The 26,155-nt window shown below is 59.2% G+C and carries 21 protein-coding genes and 1 tRNA gene; 8 read left to right on the top strand and 14 right to left on the bottom strand.

The window, feature by feature from the left end:
• Positions 1-142: 142 nt before the first annotated feature.
• The 3 genes from PROAA_RS10930 to PROAA_RS10920 form a co-directional block, all read right to left on the bottom strand.
• On the bottom strand, positions 143-508 hold the full coding sequence (locus PROAA_RS10930; protein ID WP_186411369.1) for an MliC family protein: 366 nt from the start codon (positions 506-508) through the stop codon (positions 143-145).
• Positions 509-719: 211 nt separating this feature from the next.
• Positions 720-2,105 (bottom strand): heavy metal sensor histidine kinase, encoded by a 1,386-nt coding sequence (locus tag PROAA_RS10925; RefSeq protein WP_186411368.1) that lies wholly within the window; start codon positions 2,103-2,105, stop codon positions 720-722.
• Positions 2,102-2,779: a heavy metal response regulator transcription factor gene (locus PROAA_RS10920; RefSeq protein ID WP_186411367.1), complete on the bottom strand. Its 678-nt coding sequence runs from the start codon at positions 2,777-2,779 to the stop codon at positions 2,102-2,104. The genes PROAA_RS10925 and PROAA_RS10920 overlap by 4 nt, the downstream gene beginning before the upstream one ends.
• Positions 2,780-2,941: 162 nt before the next feature.
• On the opposite strand from PROAA_RS10920, the gene PROAA_RS10915 reads away from it, so the two are divergent.
• From PROAA_RS10915 to PROAA_RS10900, 4 genes are read left to right on the top strand one after another with little or no spacing between them, the layout of a single operon-like run.
• On the top strand, positions 2,942-3,586 hold the full coding sequence (locus tag PROAA_RS10915) for a c-type cytochrome (RefSeq protein ID WP_186411366.1): 645 nt from the start codon (positions 2,942-2,944) through the stop codon (positions 3,584-3,586).
• Positions 3,587-3,642: 56 nt separating this feature from the next.
• Positions 3,643-4,926 carry a TolC family protein gene (locus tag PROAA_RS10910; RefSeq protein ID WP_245664247.1) on the top strand — a complete coding sequence of 428 codons (1,284 nt, stop codon included), beginning with the start codon at positions 3,643-3,645 and terminating at the stop codon, positions 4,924-4,926.
• Positions 4,923-6,575 (top strand): efflux RND transporter periplasmic adaptor subunit, encoded by a 1,653-nt coding sequence (locus PROAA_RS10905; protein WP_186411365.1) that lies wholly within the window; start codon positions 4,923-4,925, stop codon positions 6,573-6,575. Before PROAA_RS10910 ends, PROAA_RS10905 begins: the two co-directional genes overlap by 4 nt.
• Positions 6,576-6,599: 24 nt before the next feature.
• Complete coding sequence (locus PROAA_RS10900; RefSeq protein ID WP_186411364.1) at positions 6,600-9,734, top strand: efflux RND transporter permease subunit; 3,135 nt, start codon at positions 6,600-6,602, stop codon at positions 9,732-9,734.
• Here the strand turns inward: PROAA_RS10900 and PROAA_RS10895 are convergent.
• From PROAA_RS10895 to rnr, 3 genes are all read right to left on the bottom strand, one after another.
• Positions 9,731-11,026: an MFS transporter gene (locus PROAA_RS10895; protein ID WP_186411363.1), complete on the bottom strand. Its 1,296-nt coding sequence runs from the start codon at positions 11,024-11,026 to the stop codon at positions 9,731-9,733. The genes PROAA_RS10900 and PROAA_RS10895 overlap by 4 nt on opposite strands.
• Positions 11,027-11,140: 114 nt before the next feature.
• Positions 11,141-11,881 carry a 23S rRNA (guanosine(2251)-2'-O)-methyltransferase RlmB gene (rlmB, locus tag PROAA_RS10890; protein ID WP_186411362.1) on the bottom strand — a complete coding sequence of 247 codons (741 nt, stop codon included), beginning with the start codon at positions 11,879-11,881 and terminating at the stop codon, positions 11,141-11,143.
• Between the two features lie 99 nt (positions 11,882-11,980).
• Positions 11,981-14,212: a ribonuclease R gene (gene rnr, locus PROAA_RS10885; protein ID WP_186411361.1), complete on the bottom strand. Its 2,232-nt coding sequence runs from the start codon at positions 14,210-14,212 to the stop codon at positions 11,981-11,983.
• A 39-nt stretch (positions 14,213-14,251) separates the two neighbouring features.
• On the opposite strand from rnr, the gene PROAA_RS10880 reads away from it, so the two are divergent.
• Positions 14,252-14,338 (top strand) — tRNA-Leu (locus tag PROAA_RS10880).
• A 196-nt stretch (positions 14,339-14,534) separates the two neighbouring features.
• The gene (locus PROAA_RS10875; protein ID WP_186411360.1) at positions 14,535-15,647 is read left to right on the top strand and encodes an NAD(P)/FAD-dependent oxidoreductase; all 1,113 of its coding nucleotides are present in this window, start codon (positions 14,535-14,537) and stop codon (positions 15,645-15,647) included.
• Positions 15,648-15,662: 15 nt separating this feature from the next.
• Here PROAA_RS10875 and PROAA_RS10870 read toward each other — a convergent pair whose 3' ends face one another.
• The 5 genes from PROAA_RS10870 to PROAA_RS10850 all read right to left on the bottom strand — a co-directional run bounded on the left by PROAA_RS10870 (position 15,663) and on the right by PROAA_RS10850 (position 22,185).
• On the bottom strand, positions 15,663-17,417 hold the full coding sequence (locus PROAA_RS10870; RefSeq protein ID WP_186411359.1) for an ABC transporter ATP-binding protein: 1,755 nt from the start codon (positions 17,415-17,417) through the stop codon (positions 15,663-15,665).
• Positions 17,418-17,447: 30 nt separating this feature from the next.
• Positions 17,448-18,467 carry an ABC transporter permease gene (locus PROAA_RS10865; protein ID WP_186411358.1) on the bottom strand — a complete coding sequence of 340 codons (1,020 nt, stop codon included), beginning with the start codon at positions 18,465-18,467 and terminating at the stop codon, positions 17,448-17,450.
• Positions 18,468-18,592: 125 nt separating this feature from the next.
• A complete protein-coding gene (locus PROAA_RS10860) occupies positions 18,593-20,002 on the bottom strand; it encodes a CmpA/NrtA family ABC transporter substrate-binding protein (RefSeq protein ID WP_222102216.1) in 1,410 nt (469 codons plus the stop codon).
• Between the two features lie 365 nt (positions 20,003-20,367).
• Positions 20,368-21,150 carry an N-acetylmuramoyl-L-alanine amidase gene (locus tag PROAA_RS10855; RefSeq protein WP_222102215.1) on the bottom strand — a complete coding sequence of 261 codons (783 nt, stop codon included), beginning with the start codon at positions 21,148-21,150 and terminating at the stop codon, positions 20,368-20,370.
• A 105-nt stretch (positions 21,151-21,255) separates the two neighbouring features.
• On the bottom strand, positions 21,256-22,185 hold the full coding sequence (locus PROAA_RS10850) for a LysR substrate-binding domain-containing protein (RefSeq protein WP_186411357.1): 930 nt from the start codon (positions 22,183-22,185) through the stop codon (positions 21,256-21,258).
• Between the two features lie 119 nt (positions 22,186-22,304).
• On the opposite strand from PROAA_RS10850, the gene PROAA_RS10845 reads away from it, so the two are divergent.
• Positions 22,305-22,649, top strand: coding sequence for a DUF2917 domain-containing protein (locus tag PROAA_RS10845; RefSeq protein ID WP_186411356.1), 345 nt, complete (start codon positions 22,305-22,307; stop codon positions 22,647-22,649).
• A 182-nt stretch (positions 22,650-22,831) separates the two neighbouring features.
• A complete protein-coding gene (locus PROAA_RS10840; RefSeq protein WP_186411355.1) occupies positions 22,832-23,095 on the top strand; it encodes a hypothetical protein in 264 nt (87 codons plus the stop codon).
• Here the strand turns inward: PROAA_RS10840 and PROAA_RS10835 are convergent.
• The 3 genes from PROAA_RS10835 to nuoN all read right to left on the bottom strand — a co-directional run bounded on the left by PROAA_RS10835 (position 23,092) and on the right by nuoN (position 26,130).
• On the bottom strand, positions 23,092-23,880 hold the full coding sequence (locus PROAA_RS10835; protein ID WP_186411354.1) for an SIR2 family NAD-dependent protein deacylase: 789 nt from the start codon (positions 23,878-23,880) through the stop codon (positions 23,092-23,094). The genes PROAA_RS10840 and PROAA_RS10835 overlap by 4 nt on opposite strands.
• Positions 23,881-24,012: 132 nt before the next feature.
• Entirely contained in the window at positions 24,013-24,585 is a 573-nt protein-coding gene (locus PROAA_RS10830) for an NUDIX domain-containing protein (protein WP_186411353.1), read from the bottom strand.
• Positions 24,586-24,657: 72 nt separating this feature from the next.
• A complete protein-coding gene (gene nuoN / locus PROAA_RS10825; protein ID WP_186411371.1) occupies positions 24,658-26,130 on the bottom strand; it encodes an NADH-quinone oxidoreductase subunit NuoN in 1,473 nt (490 codons plus the stop codon).
• Between the last annotated feature and the right edge of the window lie 25 nt (positions 26,131-26,155).

Below are 26,155 nucleotides of genomic sequence, written 5' to 3'. Positions count from 1 at the left end.
GGGTCGTCAAGAGACCCTTGTGGAACATGACATACACTTGGATTACGACCATTTGCGAAATTTACGGCAACCCCAAGCCAAGCTCTTCCCGCACCGGAAGTAGCGCAATGGGCGAGTTTGAAATGGTATTGATAGCGCGCTGCTAGTACGTGCGGTAATACTTGGACAAGGGCACAGGCGAAGTACAGGGGCCGAAGAGAACGATGCCGTTCTCTTCGAGAAAAGCCTTTTCACCGTCCAGATAAAGCGAGTACTGGCCGTCGGTGTATTTCTCCTGCGCGGCGCTTTCTCCGGCGCGCAAGAGGATTTCCCGGTTGTTGACCAGCACCGCCGCCATGCGCTGTTCCGGCGCGCGCGCGACCGGTAGGGTCTTGCCGCCGGCGCAGGCATAGTCGATGCGCGTCGGCAAGGCGGTAACCTCGACGCCGGGAACGACGACACAGCCGGCGGCTAACATGCCGCCGGTCGCCAAGACAGCGAGCGTGGAATAATTCGGTCGGTTTTTCATGTGTTCCTGCCTGTTTGTTGCAGCGTTGTGGCATCAATCGAGAAATGGCAAAAGCATCGCCATTCTAGGCGATTTTGTTGCGAGCGCCTCTCCCAAATAGCCTGATCGGTCGCCAAGGGGGTTGGTTCAGGCGTTTCCTCGGAGCTGGTCGGCGTTACTCCGTTGATCGACGGCAAAGGAGCTGAACAGGCAAGCAGGTGAGAACCTGCACCTAGACCGGAAGCCGAATCTCTAGGCGCGTCACTCCGTTTTCCGAATGCGCAAGAACCTCTCCGCCGTGAGCGTGCGCGATTGAGCGCGTAATGGCCAATCCAAGCCCTGCGCCTTCACCGAAACTCTGCGGGGATGCATTGGCTCGGTAGAAGCGATCGAACAATCGCACCAAGTGCTCGGGAGCGATGGTTTCCCCGGTGTTTTCGATTGACAGGGTGATGATCGCAGCATCCGAATCGTCAATTACTGCCTTGATCACCCCGCCTTTCGGCGTATGGCGCACGGCGTTCGATAGCAGATTATTGACGGCCCGACGCAGCATCAACCGGTCGCCGAAAACCGAACCCTCCCCGGAACGACTCAGAGTCACCCCCTTTTCTTCGACCAGGGCCTCATAGAACTCAAACAGACTTCCGATCTCGGCCGCCAGGTCGACGCGCTCGCGATGCGGAACGATCAGGCTGTTATCCGATTTGGCCAGAAAGAGCATGTCCGAAATCATCCTCGTCAGCCGCTCGAACTCTTCCGCATTGGACGCCAACACGTCCTGATACTCTTCACGCGTCCGGGTTTTGGACAGGGTCACCTGCGTTTGCGTCAGCAGGTTGCTGACCGGTGTGCGCAACTCGTGCGCCAGATCGGAGGAAAAATCGGATAGACGGCGAAACGATTTCTCGAGTCGCGCCAGCATCTCGTTAAGCGTTTTCGCCACCTCGGCCAGTTCGACGGGGAAGGCGTCTGCCGGCAGCCGTTGGTCGAGACGATTGGCAGTAATGCCGGCCGCACTGCGACTGATATCGCGCAGCGGTGCCAACCCCCGGCGCACGGCGGCCCAGCCGAGAAAACCGCTGAGCAATGCCGCAAAACCAACAACCAGCCAGAGTGCGACGCGGAACGTCCGCATGAAATGCGCGTGGTGAATCAGGTCGGTCGACACGGCCACGACCGCTGGGGCAGCATCCGGAATTCCGGTCGGCGCTTCTGCTGCCATTCCTCGATAGGCGCGGCTCTTCGAATCGGTCCACTGCCTGAGGCGTTGTACGCCGTCAACCGTCAGCAGTTCCGGTGGAAACATCGCGCCGGGGGTCGAGTACAGGATTTGCCCGCCCGGTTTCAAGACAATCACAGCCAAACCCTGGTGCCCCACCAGCAAATCGTCCAGCTGCCCTGTGAGCGCATCCAGCTCCTGCTCCGAGCGGACTTTCATTACGGCGTGCCGGAGAAGCTCCAATTTCCCGTCGAGAAGATCCATGTCCAGTTCTTCAAAATGCCGCTCGACGAGCGAGCCAATCAACAAACCAAGCAGGAGAAGAACCAGCGTCGAGACCGACGCGAAGAGGAGGGTCAATCGGAAGGTGACGGATTTGCGTCCGCTTGAACTCAATCGCTGATCTCCAGCACGTACCCCATACCGCGAACCGTCCGTATCAGTTTCGGCTCAAAGCAGTCATCCACCTTGGCCCGCAATCGCCTGATGGCGACCTCGATGACGTTGGTGTCGCTGTCGAAGTTCATGTCCCAGACCTGGGAGGCGATCAACGAACGCGGCAGGACTTCGCCCTGACGTCGCAAGAGAAGCTCAAGCAAAGCGAACTCCTTCGAGGTCAGATCGATCTTCTTTCCGGACCGTGTAACCCTGCGGCGCATCAAATCGAGTTCAAGATCGGCGGCACGGAGAACGTCGGACTCCTTGGCTTTGCCGCCACGCCGCAGCAAGGTTCTGACCCTGGCTAGCAGCTCGGAGAATGCAAAAGGCTTTACCAGATAGTCGTCAGCCCCGAGTTCCAGCCCCTTGACGCGGTCGTCAACGTCGTCGCGGGCCGTCAGGAACAAAACCGGTATTTCCTTGCCGGCTCGTCGGATACCTTGCAGCACTTGCCATCCGTCGATGCCAGGCAACATCACGTCCAGAATCACCAGGTCGAAGGCCTCGGTCAACGCCAGGTGCAGACCATCCAGGCCGTCTCGCGCCAGATCGACGACGAAACCGGCCTCCATCAACCCCTGCCTCAGGTAGCTTCCTGTCTTCTGTTCGTCTTCCACAACCAGGATCTTCATGCTCTCACTCCGGTACCACTTGGCTTGAACTTCGCTTGAGCGCCCGATTCTGCGCTGATAGTGAGATCGGGTCACCAAGATTACAAGAATGTAATGGGCAAGTCAGCTTACTGTTATACCGTTTACCGGACAATCAGCCCGTCTTGAATTGAAACGGTTTCCATGAAGAAAATCCTGCTCGGCGCATCCGGCGCCCTTGTTCTTGGCCTCGCAGCGGTGGCCGTCCTGCTTCAGGCGGGTGTGGTAGACGTGGCGGCCGATACACCCCACAGCCCAACCGTTTACCGCCTCATCGCGTGGGCTCGTGAACAATCGGTCATGCGCAGGGCCGCCGACATCGTCGCACCGGCCGATCTGGCAGATGCCGCCCGGATCCGTCGAGGCGCGGGCAATTACGACGCCATGTGCGTAGACTGCCATCTCTCGCCCGGCGTCAAAGACAGTGAGATTCGCAACGGCCTGTACCCGACACCGCCGAACCTCGCCGGAGCGACGGAAAGCACCCATTCCAGCCAGTCGGATGCCCGCCGGTTCTGGATCATCAAGCACGGAATCAAGGCGTCCGGCATGCCGGCCTGGTCGAAGGGAGGCATGAATGACGAAGCCATCTGGGATCTGACTGCTTTCCTCAAAGCCTTACCCAGCCTCACCCCGGAGACCTATCGCAGGCAGGTCGAAGCCAGCGAGGGGCATTCCCATGAAGGTTTGGTGACGCGCGGCGACAAAGAAGAAAGGACGAAACCTGTCACTGAACAACAACGCGACACGACACCGCATACTCATGAAAAGGGTGCTCACAAGCACTGACTGCCCACCCCGAACTCTTCAGACAACACGTTTTGCGACCAGGAATAGACACCAGCGTGAAAATACCCCAGCGATCCAGAAGCACCCTGTTTATTACGTTCTCAGTGTTTGCCAGTGTTTGGTGCTCAGCGGCACAAGCACAGGAGCGCCCTCCCGGCAGCGATGTTGACAGCCTGCTCATTGTCGCGAAAGACAATAATCCGGAATATGCGGCAATCCGCTTTGAAGCAGATGCCGCAAGCGAGCGGGTAGCCCCGGCAGGCAACCTCCCGGATCCAAAATTCCTCACCGAATTGCGCGATATCACGCGGACCGGCGAGCAAAACGCCACGCTCTCGCCGAGTCGGGTCAGCAGCACCAAATACCTGCTGACGCAGGCCTTGCCCTGGTACGGGAAACGTGATCTGAAGCGGGAAATTGCCGAATTCGAAGCGCAGGGTACACAGGGGCGTGCCCGCAGCACCTGGGCGGAGATTGGGGCACGCATCAAATCCGTGTTCGCACAGCTCTACTATGTGCATCGCAACGAACGGCTGACGCAGGAAATCCTCGATCTGATCGTCCGTCTGGAGAAGATTGCCCAGGTACGCTATGCCGGCGGCCTTTCAGCCCAGCAGGACGTCATCCGGGCGCAGGTCGAGCAGACCAGTCTGCGAAATGAGCTGATTGCCCTGAAGAGCGAGCGCCGGCAACTTCAGGCACGCATGAATGCGCTGCTTTCGCGCCCCGCAGAGGCAGTGCTCGCCGAGCCCGAACACCTGCGTCCGGTGCCTGTGCCGGCAAAACTCAACTACACGGTGCTGGAAGAACGCGTGCGCAACAACAACCCGCAGTTGTTCACGGAAGAAGCACTCATCAAGTCAGCCGAGAAGAATCGTGACCTGACGTTCAAGAACCGCTACCCCGATTTCACGGTCGGCGTCTCCCCCATCCAGCACCAGAGTTCGTTCGACCAATGGGAGCTGATGGTCGAAGTCAATATTCCCCTGCAACAGGGTTCGCGGCGCGCGCAGGAGCGCGAGTCGGAAGCGATGCTCTCTGCCGCCAAGGCGCGACGCGACGTGACGGCCAACCAGGTCCTTGCCGAGCTGTCTGAATATCTTGCCGGCATCGATGCGGCAAGGCACACAGAAGACTTGGTGACCAACAGCCTGCTGCCGCAGGCTGATCTTACCTTCCGCGCCGCACTGGCTGGCTACGAAACGGGCAAGGTCGATTTCGCCACCCTGCTCGACGCACAGCGTCAAATCCGTCAAGCCCGGAAGGACCAGATCAAGGCTCGGTCCGAGATGCAGATACGTCTGGCGCAAATCGAAAAACTTTTGGGAGAAGACTTATGACGCAGGATACGGGCCGCGCCATGGGCATCATCGGTATCGTTGCCGTCGCCCTGCTGGCCGGCGGGAGCGGCTATTGGTTCGGTGTGCGTGGCGCGGCGGTACCCGACGATAGCGAAAAAGCGATCGCCACTACGCAAGGCGAGAGCGGCAAGAAGGCACCAAAGCTGCTCTACTACCGCAACCCGATGGGGCTGCCCGATACCTCGCCGACCCCAAAGAAGGACCCCATGGGCATGGACTACATCGCAGTCTATGAGGATGAAGGAAGCACCGAAAGCAGTGAACCGGTTTCCGGCAACCAGCTCAGGATCAGCACCGACAAGGTTCAAAAAATGGGGGTACGTACGGAAGCCGCCCAACTGCGAGATCTGGGCAGGATAGTCCGCGCAGCCGGGCGAATCGAGCCGGATGAGCGCCGCGTCTTCACGATCTCGCCCAAATTCGAGGGTTACGTCGAACGCCTCTACGTCAATATTACCGGCCAGCCCGTTGGCAAGGGACAGGCAATGTTCGAGGTCTACAGCCCGGAACTGGTTTCGGCGCAGCGTGAATATGCCATTGCCGCGCAGGGTGTCGAAGCGTTGAAGGACGGTGACAATTACGCTCAGTCCGGGATGAAGGAATTGGCCGAATCGAGCCTCACGCGCCTGAAAAACTGGGACATCTCGGAAGATCAGGTCAGGACCCTGGTCAACTCCGGCAAATCGAAGCACACTCTGGTATTCCGCTCTCCGGTGAATGGGATCGTCACCGAAAAGAAGGCGATGCAGGGCATGCGCTTCATGCCTGGCGAAGCGCTCTACCAGGTAGCCGATCTGTCTTCCGTCTGGGTTATCGCCGATGTTTTCGAACAGGACATCGGCCTTGTCAAGACCGGCGCCAAGGCCAAGGTGACGATCAGTGCTTATCCGGAAATGATGTTCGAGGGAACGATCACCTACGTCTACCCGACGCTGAACGCCCAGACCCGCACGGTTCCGATTCGAGTGGAGCTGGCCAATCCTGGCCTGCTGCTTAAGCCTTCCATGTTCGCGCAGGTGGAGTTGCCGGTATCGGCCAAGGGTACGGTGGTGACGGTGCCGGTTTCCGCTGTGATCGACAGCGGTACGCGCCAGATAGTGCTGATCCGGCAAGGCGAAGGCCGCTTCGAGCCGCGTGAGGTCAAGCTCGGGGCACGCAGCGACAATCATGCCGAAGTGCTGGAGGGGGTCAAGGATGGTGAACAGGTTGTGGTCGCCGCCAACTTCCTGATCGATGCCGAAAGCAACCTCAAGGCGGCAGTCGGCGGTTTCGGCCAAGCCACCCATGACACAGCCCCCGTGGAAGGACCAGCGACAGCGCCCGCACATCCGACCACCAGAGGAGCCAGCCACCATGCCGAAGGAACGGTAGGCAGCATCAATGCGCAAGCCGGCACGATCAATCTCAGCCACGGCCCGGTCGCCAGCCTCAAATGGCCAGCCATGACGATGGAGTTCAAGGCCGCCAACGAATCGCTGCTGCAAGGTCTGAAACCAGGGAGCAAGGTCGACGTCGAATTCGTCGAGCGGCAGCCCGGCGAATGGGTGATCACGGCCATCAAACCACTTCCGGCAAGCAAGGCGGCTGGCATGCCGACCGCCGGTGCGAACCCGCACGCCGGGCATTGACCGACAGCCACGGAGATTCGCGCCATGCTGGCCAACATTATCGAATGGTCGGGCAAGAACCGTTTTCTGGTCCTGCTCGCCACCCTGTTCATCACCATCGGTGGCATCTTTGCCGTACTGCGCACGCCGATCGATGCCTTGCCCGACCTCTCGGACGTCCAGGTCATCGTCTACACCGAGTATCCCGGACAGGCGCCGCAGGTGGTCGAGGATCAGGTAACCTATCCGCTCACCACGGCCATGTTGTCGGTGCCGAAATCCAAGGTCGTGCGTGGCTTCTCATTCTTCGGCGCGTCCTTCGTTTATATCATTTTCGAGGACGGCACCGATATCTACTGGGCTCGCTCGCGCGTGCTCGAATATCTGAATTTCGCCTCCAGCCGCATGCCGAAGGGCGTCACGCCATCGCTCGGGCCGGATGCCACCGGAGTCGGCTGGGTTTACCAGTATGCGCTTCTGGCCAGGGACAAGACGCTGGCCGAACTACGCACCATCCAGGACTGGTACGTCCGCTATCAACTGACCAAGGCGCACGGTGTCGCCGAAGTCGCTTCAGTCGGCGGCTTCGTGCAGACCTATCAGGTCACCGTCGACCCGGTGAAGCTGCGTTCCTACGGTATCCCGCTGATGAAGGTGGCGCAGGCGATCCGCGACTCGAACCGCGATGTCGGCGGCCGCGTCGTCGAGATGGCCGAAACCGAGTACATGGTGCGCGGCAAGGGCTACCTGCGCGGCAGGAGCGACATCGAAATGCTGGTCGTCAAGAGCGACAGGGGCACGCCGGTTCTGATCCGCGACATCGCCCGGGTCGAACTGACTCCGGACGAACGGCGCGGCCTGACCGAACTCAACGGCGAAGGGGAGGTGGTGTCGGGCATTGCCATGGCGCGCTACGGCGCGAACGCGCTGGAAGTGATCCAGAACCTCAAAACAAAGATTGCTGAAATCGCCTCCGGCCTGCCCGAGGGCGTAAGCGTGGAAGCGGTATATGACCGTTCCGAGCTGATTCATCGCGCCATCGACACGCTCAAGAGAACGCTGATCGAAGAAGCAATCATCGTCGCGCTGGTGTGTATCGTCTTTCTGATGCACGTGCGCAGCGCGCTGGTTGCGATCCTGATGCTTCCGGTCGGCGTACTCATCTCCTTTATCGCCATGCGTTCGCTGGGAATGAACTCCAACCTGATGAGTCTCGGCGGCATTGCCATTGCCATCGGCGCCATGATCGACGCGGCCATCGTGATGATCGAGAACGCCCACAAGCACATCGAACGCCTGCCTGACGAACACTCGGACAGTGATCGCATCGATGCCATGCTTTCTGCGTGCAGAGAGGTCGGACCGGCGCTGTTCTTTTCGCTTCTGATCATCACCGTATCCTTCCTGCCGGTATTCGCGCTGGAGGGGCAGGAAGGGCGGCTGTTCTCACCGCTGGCCTACACCAAGACCTTTGCCATGGCCGGCGCCGCCCTGCTCTCGGTAACCCTGGTTCCGGTGCTGATGATCCTGTTCATCCGCGGCAAGATCATGCCGGAGTCCAGGAATCCGGTGAATCGCTCCCTGATCTGGGCCTATCGGCCGATCATCACCGGCGTCATGCGCTGGAAGAAGGCGACCATCGTCGCGGCCGTGGCGGTTCTCGGCATCTCGTACTATCCTGCGTCGCAGCTCGGCTCCGAGTTCATGCCGACGCTGAACGAAGGATCGCTGCTCTATATGCCTACTTCGCTACCGGGAATGTCGATCACCAAGGCAGCGGAACTCCTGCAAACTCAAGACAAGATCATCAAGAGCTTTCCCGAAGTGGCCTCGGTCTTCGGCAAGGCCGGGCGCGTAAACTCGGCGACCGATCCGGCACCGACCGAAATGTTCGAGACGGTGATCAACCTCAAGCCCGACTCCGAATGGCGCCCCGGAATGACCACCGACAAGCTGATTGCCGAACTCGACAAGGCTCTGCAATTCCCGGGGGTGGCAAACTCATGGACGATGCCGATCAAGGCGCGAATCGATATGCTGTCGACCGGCATCCGTACGCCAATCGGCATCAAGGTCTTCGGCAAGGATCTCGGCGAAATGGAAAAGCTGGCCAAGCAAATCGAGGCCGTTGTGAAGACAGTACCCGGCACCACAAGTGCTTTTGCCGAACGAATCACCGGCGGCTTCTATCTCAACATCGAACCGGATCGAGAACAACTCGCGCGTTACGGGCTCGCGGTCGGCGACCTGCAGGACGTGATCGGCAGTGCGCTCGGCGGTGAAATGGTGACCACCACGGTCGAAGGCCGCGAACGTTTCGGCGTCTCCGTTCGCTATCCGCGCGAGCTGCGCTCCGACCCGCAGCAGATCGCCCGTGAAGTACTGATACCGACGATGGACGGCGCGATGATTCCACTCGGGCAACTGGCCAAGGTGGCCGTCGCCAAGGGGGCGCCCAGCATCCGCACCGAGAACGCCCTGCTCTCCGCGTACATCTATGTCGACATCCGCGACCGCGACCTCGGCGGCTACGTCGCCGACGCGAAAAAGGCGGTCGCCGAACAAGTCGAATTTCCGCCCGGCTACTACGTCACCTGGAGCGGCCAGTTCGAGTACATGGAACGGGCAATCGCGAAGATGAAGATCGTTATTCCAGTGACATTGCTTTCCATATTCCTGTTGCTCTACCTTAACTTCAGACGCCTCACCGAAACGCTTATCGTCATGCTCTCGGTGCCCTTCGCCTTGGTCGGCGGCGTCTGGCTGATGTGGTTGCTCGACTACAATCTGTCGGTGGCGGTGGCGGTCGGATTTATCGCCCTGGCCGGTGTCGCGGCCGAGACCGGCGTGGTCATGCTGATCTACCTTGATCAGGCCTGGGCGGAGGCCAAAGCGGCATGTCACCTGTCCGGACGCAAACCGACGACCAGCGACCTGTATGCAGCCGTAATGGAAGGCGCCGTCGAGCGTGTCCGCCCGAAAATGATGACGGTCGTGGCCATCATGGCCGGCCTGCTGCCGATCATGTGGGGCACCGGTACCGGCTCGGAGGTAATGAGCCGCATCGCCGCGCCGATGGTTGGTGGAATGATATCTTCAACGGTGCTCACGCTCGCCGTCATTCCGGCCATCTACGCACTGGTCAAGCAGTGGCGTCTGAAGCGGGGGTATGAACTCTAGTTTTCACTCGACGACAGCCAGATGTTCCGGCAATTGGTTTCGCGAATGCGCCAGGAAGCGATGGCCCCAATCGCCGCCGTCAACGCCAGCAGAACAATGCCGGCATGATAATCTCCCGCGGTGTATTGGCGCGCGCCTGAACTGCTCACGCCACCGGCCCAATGCAGATCCATTGCCCAGCCGAATAGTGGCTGCAAAATCGCTCCGGCGAGAAAGCCGCCCATATTCGTAATACTGGTTGACATGCCGGAAAGCAGCGGCGGATTGACTTCCTTGGCACATGCCCAGGTGAGCGTGAAGCTGGCGGTAAGAATTCCCATCAGCGCAAACATGCCGTAGCTGGCGTACAGGGGAAGCGCAACGCCGGAGAGCCAGACGACCCAGGTCAACGCGTAGAGATGGGTGCCAACGACGAGTACCGGCTTGCGTTTGCCAAGGCGATCCGAAAGCGTACCGACACCGACGCACGACAGCGCAAAACAGGTGAAATACAAGCTGACGTGACTGGCCGCAACGGTACGCGTCATCCCGTGCGCCTCAACCAGAAACGGCGTCGCCCACAAGCCACCAAACGCAAAGAAGCTTCCGCTGACGCCAAGATTGATCCACGCAGCTGGCCAGGTCGCACGGTTTCTGACAACCTGCAGCAGGCCGGAGAGAACTACCGTGCGGTCAAAGTGCGGCTTCTTTACTTCACCAATTGTGCCGCCATCGTGTCGATCGCGCACAAGCACCCAACAGGCGATACCGAGCAACAACGAAACGCACGCGATAGCGACAAAGACAGATCGCCATCCAACCGCTTGTGCCAACCATGACAATGGAGCGCCCGCCAGCACCGAGCCAAGATTGCCGACCAGCAAACCCACGCCGACCATGCTGGCAAACCGCTTTTCGTCAAACCACACGGCGATGAACTTGAGCATGGAAATAAAGGTAACGGAGACGCCCAGGCCGATCAGGGTACGTCCGACCAGCGCCAACTCCAGCGAGCTCGCCATACCGAACAAGAGACTCCCCGCAGCACCAACAATACCGCCCAGCAGGAGAATCCGCCTTGGCCCGAAGGTGTCGACAAAAATGCCGGTGGGCACTTGCATTACCGTGTAAACGTAGAAATAGGTCGCCGCCAGCGCACCGAGCGATGAGGCCGTGGTATTGAAGGCCGCAGTCAGATCCTGGGCGATGCCCGCCGGTGCGAAGCGCTGGAAAAACGAAATGACATAGGCCGCCAGGACGACGACCAAAGCCGTATTGCGACGACGGCGCTGCGCCCTGTCAAGCTCAGGCATGGAACTTCCTTCAATCAGGTTGAATAATCCGTTATCGCCCGGAACTCGGTGCAAGCCCACCAGGGTGTGAAAACATCAGAATTATCACGAGCAAGCTTTGGAGATATTTGACAATCAGTTTCCGCGTCGCCGCCTTGCCTCGTACAGGCAAACTCCGGTAGCGACCGATACGTTCAGGCTCTGCACCGAACCGAGCATCGGAATACTCACCAGTTGATCGCAGGCTTCGCGCGTCAGGCGGCGCATGCCATCGCCTTCGGCGCCGAGCACCCACGCGGTGGCCAGCGGCCATTGTGCCGAGTAGAGGTCTTCCGTGGCGTCGGCATCGGTACCGATCAGGAAGATTTCACGTTCTTTCAGCTCGCGTAGCGTACGCGCCAGATTGGTCACGGTGATGTAGGGCACGCTCTCCGCCGCACCGCTGGCCACCTTGATCGCCGTTTGTGTCAGACCGACTGCCCTGTCTTTCGGGGCGATGACGGCGTGCGCGCCCACGGCGTCGGCAACACGCAGGCAGGCACCGAGATTGTGCGGGTCCTGAATGCCGTCCAGCACCAGCAGGAAAGCGGGTTCTTCCAGCGTATCCAGCACATCGTCAAGCGCGACATGACGCGACTCGCCGGAAACCCTGGCCACCACCCCTTGATGCCGCATATCGCCACCGGCCATGCCTTCGAGTCGTTTTGCATCCACCGGGACGACCCTGACTGTGTGCAGCTCGGCATGGCGCATCAGATCCCGCACCCTGGCATCATGGCGTTCAGCGTCGATGAATATCTCAAGAATGGCGTCGGGTTGATGACGCAGTTTGGCGATGATGGCGTGAAATCCGTGGATGAAGCGGGTTTGTGACATGAATGATTCTCGCAGGCGGAATTAGAAGCGTATTTTACTTTGGCACGGGAAACGTCCGGGTGGCCAAGCCCTTGACGTGCGGACAGCGTAAGCGCGCACTCAGCGGCGCGCTTTTGACGCGCCTTTCGAAGCTGGCTTCAGTGCAGGCACGTGGGTTTGCGCCGATGGATTGGCCAGCACGAAGTCGATACGTCCGGTTTCCAGATCGGCGCGCACCAGTTTGACTTGCAGACGATCCCCCAAACGAAAGCGTTGTCCACTTCGCTCACCGAGCATCAAATGCTTGACGTTGTCGTACTTGAAATAATCCTCGCCCAACTCGGAAACGTGGACCAGGCCTTCGACATAGACGGAATCCAGCGCGACGAAAACGCCAAATGGAACGACCGACGCAATGGTTCCGGCAAATTCCTCGCCGATCCGGTCGCGCATGTAATAGCACTTGAGCCAGTTGTTCACGTCACGCGATGCCTCGTCGGCGCGCCGCTCGGTCATCGAGCAATGCAGGCCGATATCGTCCCACTTGCCCGGCGAATACCGCACACCATCGAGCACGGCCTTGATCGAGCGGTGCACCAGCAAATCGGGGTAACGCCGGATCGGCGACGTGAAGTGCGTGTAGTGCTCGTAGGAAAGACCAAAGTGGCCGACATTGTCCGGGCTGTACATGGCCTGTCGCAGCGAGCGCAACATCACCGTTTGCAGCAACTGGGCATCCGGGCGCGGTTTGATCTTTTCGAGCAGCGCGCCGTAATCCTTGGCCGTCGGGCTTTCGCCACCGGGCAGGCTCAGGCCGAATTCCTTGAGAAAGTTGCGCAGACCTTCGAGCTTCTCCGGCGTCGGCCCTTCGTGCACCCGATACAGACACGGCTGCTTGTGCTCTTCGAGAAACGCCGAGGCGCACACATTGGCCGCCAGCATGCATTCCTCGATCAGGCGGTGGGCATCGTTGCGGAATACCGGAACGATGTTGTCGATCTTTCCCTGGTCGTTGAACAGCATCATCGTCTCGATCGTTTCGAAATCGATCGCACCACGTTTATGCCGCGCCTTCAACAGGATATGGAACAGCGCGTACAGCGCCTGCAATTGCGGCTGCACGGCGCGATGCGTATCGTTCTGCGGCTCTGCGATACCGGATAGCCAGCTCCACACCTGATCGTAGGTCAGCCGCGCCCTGGAAAGGAAGACGGCTGGATAAAACGTATAGTCCTTGATTTCGCCGCGGCTGTTGATATCCATGTCGCACACCATGGCCAGGCGCTCAACGTCAGGATTCAACGAACATAGACCGTTGGAGAGTTTTTCCGGCAGCATCGGGATCACCCGACGCGGGAAATAGACGGAATTCCCGCGATCCATTGCCTCGCGATCAAGTGCCATGCCGGGTCGAACGTAGTGGCTGACGTCGGCAATGGCCACCACCAGCCGCCAGCCACGCCCCTTCTTCTCCGCAAAGACGGCGTCGTCGAAATCCCTTGCCGTTTCGCCGTCGATAGTCACGAGCGCTAGATCGCGCAAATCCTTGCGTCCGGCCCACTCGGTTTTCCGGACCTTGGCCGGCAATGCCTTGGTCTCCTCCAGAACCTTTGGCGAAAACTCGAAAGGCATATCGTGCTTGCGCAGCGCGATCTCTATTTCCATGCCGGGATCGGCGTAATTGCCCAGCACTTCGACAATTCGCCCGATGGGCTGCGCGTGACGGTTAGGCTGTTCAATGATTTCGACGATCACCACCTGGCCTGCCCTGGCCTTGGATCTCTTTTCCGGCGCAACCAGAATGTCCTGGTTGATACGGCGGTTTTCAGGTACGACTACGGTAATGCCATGCTCAACCAGAACCCGGCCGACGACCCGGCTGTTGGCCCGTTCTAGCACCTCGACAATTACCCCTTCGCGACGCCCCCGGCGATCCATGCCGACAACCCGTACCAGCGCCCGGTCACGATGCAGCACCCTGGACATCTGTTTGGCATCAAGAAACAGATCGTCTCCACCCTCGTCGGGGATGAAAAAGCCATAGCCGTCGGCATGCCCTTCCACGCGCCCGGCAATCAGGCTGGCGCGCTCCGGAACGATGTACGAGCCCTTGCGGTTGCGCATCAGCTGCGCGTTGCGCTCCATCGCAGCAAGGCGGCGCTGGAACATCTCGCTTTCCTGCTGATGAATGTCGAGCAGCGCGCTCAGCTCGTCGAAACTGACCGGTTTGCCCTGCTCCTCCAGGACTTGCAGCACGTACTCTCGTGACGGCAGGGGGTGCTCGTATTTCGCGACTTCGCGGTCAAAGTGCGGGTCGTTTCTTCTGGTCTTCGATAGTTTTTTGATTGACATTTTCTGACGTTCCATTAGAATCCCGCCTTCTCTGGAACTGCCCAGGTGGCGAAATTGGTAGACGCGCTAGGTTCAGGTCCTAGTGGTGGCAACACTGTGGGGGTTCGAGTCCCTTCCTGGGCACCAAACAACAATCCGAGATATTCCAGACAGGTTCTTCAAGCCGCAAAACCACCAGGTTCTGCGGCTTTTTTGCTTCGACAGCCGTGCAGCTTAGCCCATCCAAGATGAACTTTCCTTGGCCTATGCGTCAGTATACGTTCAATGCTTGGTATACGGTCTGCCGAATTACCATGCACCCGATCGGGTGGAGCCTTACAGAATGGAAAAGATCGCAGCGATAGTGATCGGCGCCGGTGTCGTCGGACTGGCGTGCGCACGCGCGCTGGCCCAACGCGGTATCGCGACAATCATTGTCGAACGGCACGATGCGTTCGGCACCGAAACGAGCGCCCGCAATAGCGAAGTGATCCACGCCGGTCTGTATTATCCGTCCGGCTCGCTCAAGGCTCAGCTGTGCGTCGTCGGTCGGCGTCTCCTCTATGACTATTGCGCCACGCACGGCGTCCGGCACCGCCGTTGCGGCAAACTGCTCGTCGCTACTTCGTTGGAACAGGAAGCCCGACTGGACGCACTGCGTCGGCAGGGCGAAACCAATGGCGTCGACGATCTTCAACCACTTGGCGCCGGCGATGCGCGCCGACTGGAACCCGAGCTCAGATGCACTGCCGCCCTGCTCTCCCCGTCAACCGGCATCATCGACAGCCATGGCCTGATGCTGGCGCTGCTCGGTGATGCCGAACGCAACGGCGCGACTCTGGCTGTATGCAGCCCGGTGTGCGCCGGCCGCATCGAAGACGACGGGATGATTCTGGAGATTGGCGGAAAGGATCCGACGCAACTCAAAGCCGACATCGTGATCAACGCCGCCGGGCTCTACGCGACGCAGGTCGCCGCCTCCTTGGAGGGGTTTCCGGCAGAGCAGATTCCGCCGGCCTTCTATGCCAAAGGCAACTACTGTGCCCTCACCGCGAAATCACCTTTTACGCGGCTGATCTACCCGCTGCCGGAACCGGGAGGCCTGGGCATTCATCTGACGCTCGACCTTGGCGGACAGGCGCGCTTTGGCCCCGACGTCGAGTGGCTGCCAGCGCTCGGTGACAAACCCGACTATCGTGTCGATCCAGTACGCGCCGATGCATTCTGCAACGAGATTCGCCGTTACTGGCCGGGCCTGCATGATGGTGCGCTGACCCCGGCCTATGCCGGTATCCGGCCGAAAATTTCAGGGCCGCAGGACGCGGCGGCCGACTTTCTGATCCAGGGGCAAGAAACGCACGGCGTTCCGCGCCTGATCAACCTCTTCGGTATCGAGTCGCCGGGGCTGACTGCTTCATTGGCCATCGCCGAACACGTCGTTGAACGCCTCGGATAGCTGCCTCCGCACAGACTAGCCGTGCCCGCAATCGGACAGGAAGCCCAGCAACTCCTCGCGCAGGGGATAGTAGTCCGGATGTTCGAGCAGCATCTTTCGGGTACGCGGCCTGGGCAGGTTGATTTCCAGCACTTTGCCGACTTTGGCGCGTGGACCATTGGTCATCATCACCACACGGTCGGCCAGCAGAATCGCTTCGTCCACGTCGTGGGTGACCATCATGGCGGTTAGCTGGCTACGGCTCCAGACTTCCATCAGCACTTCCTGCAGATCCCAGCGGGTGAGCGAGTCGAGCATGCCAAATGGCTCATCGAGCAGCAGCAACTTGGGAGATAGCGCGAAGGCACGTGCAATGCCGACCCGCTGCTTCATGCCGTTGGAAAGCTCGGCGGCTTTCTTGTCGGCAGCGTCGGCCAACCCGACGCGCTCAAGAAAATGCCCGACGATGTCACGGCGCTCCTGACGGCTGGCGTGGGGATAGACCTGTTCGACCCCGAGAGCGACGTTTTCGTAGGCGGTAAGCCAAGGAACCAGGCTCGGCGCCTGGAAGACAATGCCACGATCGGGGCCGGCATTGGCCACCTCGCGGCCGTCAAGAACGATGACTCCCAGACTGATGTCGCTGAGGCCAGCGACCATCGAGAGTACCGTCGACTTGCCGCAACCGGAGTGGCCGATAACCGAAATGAACTCGCCTTGCCTGATCTTCAGGTCGAATTCTTCGACGACGGTGACGGGCCCCTTCTTTGTCGGATAGATCTTCGAGACTTGCGAGAATTCGACGTAGCGATCGGCATGCGCCGGAAGCGCAATGGGCATTGCAACGCCTTTAAGGCTGGCTTGGTGCTCACGGCTGGTATTGGGCCGCACGCCCGGCAACGCGACAACCTTTGCATCGCCTCCGGCAGCCTGCTCGGAGCCGACCCGCATCAGGTAGGCGGTAACTTCCTTGCGGATGCGCTTGAACTCGGGCGAATGATTGATCCCGGTGCGATCGCGCGGGCGCGGCAGGGTAACTTCGAACTTCGGCCCGAACGTCGCGCCGGGGCCGGGGTTGAGCGGAATGATGCGGTCGGCCATGATGATGCCTTCGTCCACATCGTTGGTGATGAGCACGACGGTCTTCTTCTCCTGGCTCCAGATGCGAATGATTTCGTCCTGTAGATTGGCTCTGGTAAGCGCATCGAGCGCCGAAAGCGGCTCGTCGAGCAGCAGTATCTCGGGGCTGGCAGCCAGCGCACGGGCAACAGAGACGCGCTGGCGCATACCCCCCGACAGTTCGGCGGGACGCTTGTCCATGGCCGGGGTGAGATTCACCATGGCGACGTATTTTTCGACACGGGCCTCGCGCTCGGCCTTGGGGGAATCCCTGAACACCTGATCAACGGCGAGCGCGACGTTCTGCCGCACGGTCATCCAGGGCATCAGCGAATAGCTTTGAAACACCACCCCGCGATCCGCACCCGGCCCATCGACTGGCTGGCCATTGAGGAGGACGGCGCCGCTGTCGGCAGCGATCAGCCCGGCGATCAGCGAAATCAGTGTCGTTTTCCCGCTTCCGGAAAATCCGACGATGGCGACGAACTCACCGTCCTTGATCTGCAGGTTGATGTCCTTGAGTACGGACGTGACATTTGCGCCGGTTCCGTAGGATTTGGACAGGTTCTTCAGTTCCAGGATCGGAGTACCCGTCACGGCGGCCGGGGTCGCATTGGCCGGCTCGGCGACAGCCAACTCGGGCTCCACGATTTTCAGTTGCAGATTAGACATGGTGAGTCCTTGTTGTGATGGCTGGGTTCTTTAGTGTGATTGCCCGCTGAAACTGACCATTTGCTGCAGCGTGTACATCACCCGATCCAACAGGAAGCCGACGAAACCGATGGTGAATACGGCGACCATGATGCGGCCGAGCGAGTGTGAACTGCCGTTCTGAAATTCGTCCCAGACGAACTTGCCAAGGCCGGGGTTCTGCGCCAGCATTTCGGCGGCAATCAGCACCATCCAGCCCACCCCGAGCGACAGGCGCAGACCCGTGAAGATCAGCTCGAGCGATGACGGCAATACGATTTTCACTACCTTGGTATACCACGGGAGGCGCAGCACCTTGGCAACGTTGATCAGATCCTTGTCGATCGACGAAACGCCCAGCGCCGTATTGATCAGGGTTGGCCACAAGGAGCAGAGCGTCACGGTCACTGCCGAAGTGATGAACGACTTTTCGAACCAGGCACCGTCGGATGTAACGTACACCGCGCTGACGACAAGGGTGACGATCGGCAGCCAGGCGAGAGGCGATACCGGCCGAAAGATCTGGATCAGCGGATTGATCGCGAGCTGAAAGGTCGGTGACAAACCGCACAGGATGCCAAGCGGAACGGCCACCAGCGTAGCCAGCGCAAAACCGGTGAAAACCGTGTACAGGCTGGTAATGATCTGGTCGAGATACGTCGGTTTGCCGGTCCAGGTGCGCATCGTGACTTCGGCCGTCGGGTCTTCAGCCAGGGCCGCGGCAACGCGAGCTTCCTGGCGCTCGTAAAACCCAGCTGCCTTTTCGCGCTCGCTGTAGTGTTCCTCGACCAATCCCTTGGCCTCCGCAACCACCTGCATCGGGCCGGGAATGGTTCCGAGGCTGGTATGCACACCGGCGGCGAGGACGTTCCACACTGCCAGGAAAAGCGCAAATGCGAGAACCGGAACGCCGATCTGCAACAGAATTTCCTTCATCTGCTGGCGCGGGTCTTCACCTGCCGCCAGTCGCAAAAAGGGAACGAACCAGGTCAGGCCCGTCTTGGTCAGAATACTTGCCGTTTCGTTAATCATGACAGTGGTCCTCAAAGTCCAAAAGTTTCGTTCCTATCATTCGGAGTTCACATCGCCGGGGCTGCGTCACAGTCTCGCGGTCTCGCAGACCCACATTCCCGGCGACAGAAGTCATTCCAGCAAAACTACTTCACCGTTTCCTTGCCTTTAAGGCCGATCTTCAGGCTATCGATGTAGGCGTTCGGCTTTGTGCCGTCGTACACCACGCCGTCAAGAAAATCCTTCGCTGGCGGTTTGAATCCGGTTTCCTTGTCGAAGTCGGGGAAGTCGGACGCCTTCATCTTGCCTTCGGCGATCAGCTCCTTCGCCGCGCTGGCGTAAACCTCGGGGCGGTAGACTTTTTTCGCCATATCGAGATACCAGGAATCCGGTTTGTACTCGGGAATCTGGCCCCAGCGGCGCATCTGCGTGAGGTACCAGATGGCATCCGAGTAGTAGGGATAGGTGGCGTTGTAGCGGAAAAAGACGTTGAAGTCGGGAACCTTGCGCACATCACCCTTCTCGTATTCGAAGGTGCCGGTCATGCTGTTGGCAATAACCTTGTAGTCGGCGCCGACGTAGTTGGATTTGGCGATTATTTTCGCCGCTTCCGCGCGATTCTTGTTGTTCTCGGCATCAAGCCAGTAGCCGGCACGAATCAGCGCCTTGACAACGGCCTTGTGCGTGTTCGGATTCTTGTCGGCCCAGTCCTTGTTCACCCCGAAGACCTTCTCCGGATTGTTCTTCTGGATCTCGTAGTCGGTAATGACCGGGGCGCCAATTCCCATGAACACGGCCTGCTGGTTCCACGGCTCGCCAACGCAGTAGCCATCGATGGTGCCGGCTTCCATGGTGCTTGGCATCTGTGGCGGCGGAGTGACCGAAAGCAGCACGTCGGCATTGATCTGACCCGTCGTGTCGCCCTTCAACGGTGCGTAATAACCGGGTTTGATACCGCCCGAAGCCAGCCAGTAACGTAGCTCGTAGTTGTGGGTGGATACCGGGAACACCATGCCCATCTTGAAGCTCTTGCCCTGCTTCTTGTAGTCGTCCACGACGGCCTTCAGATACTCGGCCTTGATCGGGTGCTCCGGCTTGCCGTCCGCCTGCTTCGGCAGCTTCTTCTTCAGTTCGTCCATGACCGCATTCGAAACGGTGATGGCGTTGCCATTCAGGTCCATGCTGAAGGCGGTGATGATGTGAGCCTTGGTGCCGTACCCCATGGTGGCGCCAATCGGCTGTCCAGCGAGCATATGGGCACCATCAAGTTCGCCCGAGATGACGCGGTCAAGCAGCACCTTCCAGTTGGCCTGGGCTTCCAGGGTGACGAACAAACCTTCGTCTTCGAAATAGCCTTTTTCATAAGCAATGGCCAGCGGCACCATGTCGGTCAGCTTGATGAAGCCGAACTTGAGATCCGGCCGCTCGATCTTCGCCTTGGCCGCCATGGCGGGTGCGCCGACGACGAATGTCGCAACGACGGCTGAGGTCAGCGCGCAACGGACAAACCGTGCCGCCCGCAATGACCATTTGTTTTGCATCGCGTACTGTTTCATGAAGTTAGCTCCTGATGAAAAAATCGGCATCCGAGACGCTCTTGCATCTCGACTCATGCCTCTCAACAGCAGACTTCGTGCCAGTTAACTTTTATCGTTTATTTTCAGCGCATTACAAATAGTTTGTATTTTTGCGCAGTACATGCAGCTACCCTGCATGCACTATCCGGGTGCAGATATCGGTGAATTTCCAACAATGGGGAGCCGCACTCACTTGGGGACAGCGTTCGCCAGTGCGTAATGAGCGATCAGGGATTGCGGAGTCATCAAAAACCGCGGGGGCACTCCATCAACATATGATGTTCAACCGGGACCAATATTTCGCGCGCTGGCAGTTCGTGCGCGCTGGTGCTCGATCGAAACGATCAGTCGCTGCCGAGAGTCGCTTTCTGCTGAACCAGGCAGAAGAGCAAATCTCTTGCAGCGATTGCCATCTGAATGTCATCAGCCTCACTCAGACTTTGATCGCCGACGTCGTGCATGTAATGCAGGCGGAATGCCCGTTCCGAAGCTTCCGGCAGGCTCGGATTGTAGCCTAACGCGGCCAGCGCAAGGCCAGAGTCGAAACCGTCCGGAGCCAGCGGATAGGGTGGCGCGCACCACAGGCCGAAGCCGTGCGCGGCAAGCGCCACCCAGGGGAAGAAGTCGCTCGGGTCGACCTTGCGCCCCGGTGCAACGTCCGAGTGGCCGACAAAATTGGCGGTCGGTATGCCGTTGCGCTCTTTGATTTCGGCGAGCAGCACAAGCAGCGCGTCAATCTGCACATCGGGGAAAGGTTCGCTGCCGGTGTTATCAAGTTCGATACCGATCGATGCCGAGTTGACGTCGCTCTGCCCGTTCCACCATGACAGTCCGGCATGCCAGGCACGGTCTTTTTCGTCAACGAGCTGAAAGACCTTGCCATCCCGGCCGACCAGATAGTGCGAACTGACCTTGCGCTCCGGGTTGGTCAGCGTACCCAACGCTTCTTCGGCTGTTTCGTCGGTGGTGTGATGGATGACCACCAGATTTGGCCGGCGTGCGTCAAAGTTGGGCGACGGACGCCATTCGATGCCGGTCTGCGGTGCGGGTGCAGCGCAAGCAGCAAGCAGCGCGGCCATGACGATGGCCAGCGACGGAGTGCGAAGAGAAAAGCAGTACGAGCTCAAGTCGGCGAATCCAACAGGTCGTAATCAGGCGACCAATGCGCTATTTTCGCCGCGAAGGGATGTGATACGCAAATTCCCGTACCCGGCAGAACATGAAAAGAACAATCAGGCCTGCGCATCGCGTTCAGTCTGCTTCGCTTCGCCTAACAGCCATGTGGCAAAACGCTCGACCTCGGGTCGCGCCGATGGCTGCGTGCGAACCAGGTAGTAGCCGCGCGCGGCGACCCGCAATCGCGTGCCGCCGATCAATTGTAGTTTTCCTTCGGACATCATCTGCGCAACCAGCGGACCACGCCCGAGTGCGATGCCACGGCCATCTTCGGCGGCCCGAATCAACTGATCGTACTGATTGAATTGCATCACGGCCTTCGGCGGCGCATTCGCCAGACCCATTCCGGCTAGCCATGGATCCCATGAGAGCCAAGGCGCCTGATGGCCGTGCTCAAAGGCGAGCAGCGATACCTGGGCCAGATCTTCGGGACGCAGTGTTGCAGGCAGACGAGCGGCCAGTTCGGGCGCCGCCACAGGAAAAACCTCCTCTTCGAAAAGCAGCACAGAGCCCGATGGTGCATTGTCAGGCGATACATAGCGCAAAGCGAGATCGATATCCTCGTGGTCGAGGTCTACGATGCGGTTATCCGCCGAGAGCCGCACACCGACATCGGGCTCGATTTCCTGAAACGCAGAAAGACGCGGCACCAGCCACAGCGCGGCGATTCCGACGGCGGCAGAAACGGTCACGCGCGGTCGCCACCGACCAGCACGCAAGCCGGCGCAGACTTCGGTCAGTCGCGAAAGTATCTCGATCACGACGCGATGCAGCAGCTCGCCTTCCGGCGTCAGGACCAGTCGCCGCGTTTCACGGCGAAACAGCCGGACGCCGAGTTGCTCTTCCAGCGTCTGTATCTGGCGGCTGACCGCAGACTGGGTAAGAAACAGCTCAGCCGCGGCCTTCGTAAAACTCAGATGGCGCGCGGCGGCGTCGAAACCCTTCAGCGGATCAAGCGATGGCAAGCGTTGCAAGCGGCTATCCATGCGTTTTTCTCATGCGATACATTCGTAATGATCGTTTGTCAGTATGTAGGGTACGTCCTATCTTTGCAATCAATGCAGAGGCATTCTGTCTATGCATAAAACGCATGGGGGAAAGGATCATGGCACAACAGGCGCAACAAACCAGTTATGAACTTGCCAAGCGCGAACTGCTGGCCCTGGATCGGGCCGCTGGAAATCGCCTGCATTGCACATCCGGGAAAATCTGGATCACACGAGAGGGCAGCCAGCAAGACATCATTCTCAAGCCGGGTGAAAGCTGGCTGATCGGGGATGACGCCGCGGTCGTCGCCTCGGCACTCTGCGCATCGAGGCTGGTTGTCACGCATCCGCAGTCGACCAAGCCAAGAGTGGCGCCTCGCCAGCTGGCCGCTTCGATCTTGCTGCTGGTGCGACGCTGGCAGCACCGACCGCTTTCAGGCTATCCCTCCACGATGTTGCGCTAAGCGCCATTACTTCGCGCAGCGGAGGAGCAATCCGGGACAATGATCAGCAAAGCATCTTTCTGTAGGGGAGTGACGCCCTGGCTGGCCTTCGCCGCCTCGGGGGTGTCACCGCGCGCGGCTACATGGTAAATTTGGCCCTTGATACCGGGCTGGCGGACTGTCCCGTCTGCGGAGTACATACCATGGAGGATTTGGCTTTGAAACGGATGCAAGAAGGCTTCATGAGCGGCGGCGTAATGACTATTCTGATCGGCGGCCTCGCACTCGGCGGCCTGCTTCTATACGGCTCCAAGTCCGGCCAGGAATTACCCCTCTGGCCAGCCCTAGCCGTGTGCCTGGTAAATCTGGTGGCTGCGATAAAGATCATTCTGGATGTGAAAAAGGCCAAAAAGCTAAGGCAAGAGACCTCGTCTAACAAGGCCAAATCGATTCACCCACCCCGTTAGCGTCCATGATCATTGCCATCCCTTCCGTCAGTTTTCTCCAGGAAATTTTCCAGCGCTTCCCGAAGAGATGGAAAGAACTCCGAGGCGCCGATGCGCGCTGAGTAATCCGCGTGCTCAGAAAATGGCGTTTCATGGGGATTGACTTCGATCAAAAGGGCGCCGTACTCCTTCGCTGCCATCGCCAGACTCGCCGCAGGCTGGATGATCGCCGAGGTACCCACGGTGAAGAAAACGTCGGCGTCAAGCGTGGCTTGTGCCGCCAGTGAGAACACTTCCTCGTCCAGAGCTTCGCCGAACCAGACGACATCCGGACGCGCCGGAGCACCGCAGGAGGGACAGCGCCGATGTGGCGTCTGGCCGGCCTCCCATGCTTCGACAAATCCGCAATGATCATGGCAGCGAACGCGCAGAGCACTCCCATGAATTTCCAGGACCCGAGTGCTCCCGGCGGCCTGATGCAGGCCATCAATATTCTGGGTGACTACAGTCACCCGGGCATTCGGCAACAGGCTTTCGAGTTCCGCGATCTCATCGTGTCCGGCATTGGGACATACATCGGCGACAAGCGACCGCATTGACTCGTGCCAGGCCCAGACCTTGTCCGGATCCCTCTCGAAGCCCTCGATGCTCACGACTTCCTCGGGGTCAATGTTGGCCCACAGGCCGGTGGCGCCATCTCTGAAGGTCGGGATGCCGCTGTCCGCCGAGAGGCCGGCACCCGTGAAAACCACCACCTCCCGCGCTTGCGCCAGCGGTTGCAGGAGGTCTGCAATTGTATGCGTCATGGAATCAGTCTCCTTCGGCCGGTATTGTCCGTGCTGCAGGGATAATGCTACACCCACCCGGAAGAACGATAAGCGCCATCCCTATGGAGCCCGTTCAGGCGTAGGGCAGAACCGGTATTGCATTGCGGATCCCTACCAGCCGGAACGCAGGACTTTTTCTGCCCAGAAGAGAGCCGCGATGGTTTTTCCGTCGGTGACATCACCGCGGCGAATCGCGTCCAACGCCTCGTCCAGGCTCAGGTTCAGCACGTCAAGAAACTCGCCGTGATCAAGCTGCTGGTCTGATTCGCGTCGCAGGCCTTGCGCGATATAGATCTCGATGCGCTCGTTGGAATAGCCAATGCAGGGATGCACCACCCCCAGGTAGCGCCACTGGCTTGCGCTGTGCCCCGTCTCCTCAAGCAGTTCCCGCGTTGCGGTTTTGAGGATGTCTTCACCGTCCTCAATCTTCCCGGCCGGCAACTCAAGAAAGGCTCTGCGCAGCGGATAGCGATACTGCCGTTCGAAGATCAACTCTCCACTGTCGAGCACGGGAATGATGACCACAGCACCCTGATGGATGACATACTCCCGTGCGCTTTCGTGCCCATCCGGCAAGCGCACTCGATCAAGGCGCACATCGAGCAGTTTTCCGCGATACACCTGTGTGCTTTCGATCTGGGTCTCTTCCAGGTGTGCGTGCTCATTGGCGAGTTGTTTTTTCATCTGTATCCCCACAAATGAAAACGCCCCGGCCAGCGGGGCGTCCATTGCGTCAAAGTGTAGTAAGCAGACTGATTACAGCGAACGCAACAAGGAAAATGCACAGAGCGACATCAAGGTCTGCGGGAAAACTCCAATCAGGGCGACGGCCAGACCGTTGGCCGAAAGCAGAATTTTTATATCCATTGGCGCTTCGATGCGCGACTTGTCTGCCGGGGGGTCGAAATACATGACCTTGACCACGCGCAGGTAATAGTAGGCACCCACAAGAGAGAAGAACACGGCGGCGATGGCCAGCCACAGATAACCGGCGGCAACGACGGCCTGCAGTACAGAGAACTTGGCAAAGAAGCCAACGAAGAACGGGATGCCGGCCATCGAGAACATCATCATCATCATGAGAGCTGCATACCACGGGTTGCGCTTGTTCAACCCGGCGAAGTCACTGATTTCATCGGATTCAAAGCCGGCACGGGCAAGCAGCAGAATCATTCCGAAAGTACCGGCGCTGGTCAGCACGTAGGTGATGACATAGAACATTGACGAGCTGTAGGCATTGAGGGCGAAGCGCGCATCGCCTCCCACGACACCGGTCACCAAACCAAGCAGCATGAAGCCCATGTGCGAAATGGCCGAATAGGCGAGCATGCGTTTGAGATTGGTTTGCGCGATGGCGGCAAAATTGCCGACAGCCATCGATAGAACCGAGAGGATAAGCAGCATCGTCTGCCAGTCCTGCGCAGCGACAAGCAGCCCGTTCACCAGCAGGCGGATGACCATGGCGAACGCAGCGAGCTTTGGTGCACTGGCGATGAACAGCGTTACCGCCGTCGGGGCGCCGTGGTAAACATCCGGGATCCACATATGGAAAGGAACGACACCGAGCTTGAAGGCAATACCGGACACCAGGAAGACAAGCCCGAAACCGAGGATTGCCTTGTTGACCTGCCCGCTGAACAGATGCTCGGAAACTGCAGAAATCTCCAGCGACCCTGTGGCGCCATAGATCATCGACATGCCGTAGAGCAGCAAGCCGGAAGCCAGTGCGCCCAGTACAAAGTACTTCATCGCGGCCTCGGTTGCAGGGATTGAATCGCGATTGAGCGCGACCAAAGCGTAGAGCGACAACGAAAGCAGTTCAATACCGATATATACCGTCAGGAAATGATTCGCTGAAATCATTACCATCATGCCCAGCGTGGCAAACAGGGTCAGCGAGTAGTACTCGCCCTTGGCCATTTGCGGACGATCCTGGAGATAGCCGCGTGAATAGACCAGCACGACCATCACGGTCACGTAAAGCAAGAGCTTGAGCAGGTCGCCCATCAGGTCGCCGACGTACATGTTGCTGAAGGTATAAACGATCTCTCCGGAACTTGTCAGGATCGTGGCGGCTGCCGCACCGACCAGCGCCAGCAGCGTAAGAAAGAAAGTCACTGTGCGTTTCTTGTCCTTGACGAACAGATCGACGATCAGAATCAGGCAAGCCATCGCCAGCAGGAAAATCTCCGCGCTGGCCAGACGAAGGTCAGGCGGTACAAATTGCATTTCGGCAAGCGTCATAGCGGATACC

The organism is Candidatus Propionivibrio aalborgensis, from assembly GCF_900089945.1.
GTDB classification, from domain to species: domain Bacteria; phylum Pseudomonadota; class Gammaproteobacteria; order Burkholderiales; family Rhodocyclaceae; genus Propionivibrio; species Propionivibrio aalborgensis.
This window is presented reverse-complemented; position numbering and strand designations above follow the sequence as displayed.

Coding starts and splice junctions, on each gene's coding strand:
- PROAA_RS10845 (WP_186411356.1), top strand. CDS start 22,305: ATGGCACAACAGGCGCAACAAACCAGTTATGAACTTGCCAAGCGCGAA.
- PROAA_RS10865 (WP_186411358.1), bottom strand. CDS start 18,467: ATGATTAACGAAACGGCAAGTATTCTGACCAAGACGGGCCTGACCTGG.
- PROAA_RS10930 (WP_186411369.1), bottom strand. CDS start 508: ATGAAAAACCGACCGAATTATTCCACGCTCGCTGTCTTGGCGACCGGC.
- PROAA_RS10915 (WP_186411366.1), top strand. CDS start 2,942: ATGAAGAAAATCCTGCTCGGCGCATCCGGCGCCCTTGTTCTTGGCCTC.
- PROAA_RS10850 (WP_186411357.1), bottom strand. CDS start 22,185: ATGGATAGCCGCTTGCAACGCTTGCCATCGCTTGATCCGCTGAAGGGT.
- PROAA_RS10900 (WP_186411364.1), top strand. CDS start 6,600: ATGCTGGCCAACATTATCGAATGGTCGGGCAAGAACCGTTTTCTGGTC.
- PROAA_RS10840 (WP_186411355.1), top strand. CDS start 22,832: ATGGAGGATTTGGCTTTGAAACGGATGCAAGAAGGCTTCATGAGCGGC.
- rlmB (WP_186411362.1), bottom strand. CDS start 11,881: ATGTCACAAACCCGCTTCATCCACGGATTTCACGCCATCATCGCCAAA.
- PROAA_RS10870 (WP_186411359.1), bottom strand. CDS start 17,417: ATGTCTAATCTGCAACTGAAAATCGTGGAGCCCGAGTTGGCTGTCGCC.
- PROAA_RS10905 (WP_186411365.1), top strand. CDS start 4,923: ATGACGCAGGATACGGGCCGCGCCATGGGCATCATCGGTATCGTTGCC.
- PROAA_RS10860 (WP_222102216.1), bottom strand. CDS start 20,002: ATGAAACAGTACGCGATGCAAAACAAATGGTCATTGCGGGCGGCACGG.
- rnr (WP_186411361.1), bottom strand. CDS start 14,212: ATGTCAATCAAAAAACTATCGAAGACCAGAAGAAACGACCCGCACTTT.
- PROAA_RS10920 (WP_186411367.1), bottom strand. CDS start 2,779: ATGAAGATCCTGGTTGTGGAAGACGAACAGAAGACAGGAAGCTACCTG.
- PROAA_RS10875 (WP_186411360.1), top strand. CDS start 14,535: ATGGAAAAGATCGCAGCGATAGTGATCGGCGCCGGTGTCGTCGGACTG.
- nuoN (WP_186411371.1), bottom strand. CDS start 26,130: ATGCAATTTGTACCGCCTGACCTTCGTCTGGCCAGCGCGGAGATTTTC.
- PROAA_RS10895 (WP_186411363.1), bottom strand. CDS start 11,026: ATGCCTGAGCTTGACAGGGCGCAGCGCCGTCGTCGCAATACGGCTTTG.
- PROAA_RS10830 (WP_186411353.1), bottom strand. CDS start 24,585: ATGAAAAAACAACTCGCCAATGAGCACGCACACCTGGAAGAGACCCAG.
- PROAA_RS10835 (WP_186411354.1), bottom strand. CDS start 23,880: ATGACGCATACAATTGCAGACCTCCTGCAACCGCTGGCGCAAGCGCGG.